This window comes from Paenibacillus xylanexedens, from assembly GCF_007676705.1.
In the GTDB taxonomy this organism is placed as follows: Bacteria; Bacillota; Bacilli; order Paenibacillales; family Paenibacillaceae; genus Paenibacillus; species Paenibacillus xylanexedens_C.
The window spans coordinates 1-240 of the sequence record NZ_VEBF01000615.1; the positions used below are offsets into that span (position 1 = coordinate 1).

The following is a 240-nucleotide window of genomic DNA, read 5'->3' on the forward strand; positions in this document are numbered from 1 at the left end:
GAAGGAGGAGAAGAGGGAGGGGTATTGGAATCGGACAGAGAAATTAGCGTGAGGGTGAACAGGGAGATTGTTGAGGAAGTGGGAGAGAAGGTTCGTGGGGTTGAAGGGACATTGGAGATGGTTTGGTTAGATGATATTATCGTTGAGATTGTTAAAAGAGAGATTAAGAACGAGGAAGGAGAGGTGATTGAAAGGATTGGGTAAGAGAGCCTGAGATTCAGTAAAAGAAGAAGGTTTGTA

Annotated in this window: 1 pseudogene; it reads left to right on the forward strand. The window is 44.2% G+C overall.

Annotated elements, in window-relative coordinates:
• A pseudogene (locus tag FS628_RS30900) lies at window positions 1-204 on the forward strand (hypothetical protein); the annotation flags it as partial.
• Window positions 205-240: the final 36 nt, after the last annotated feature.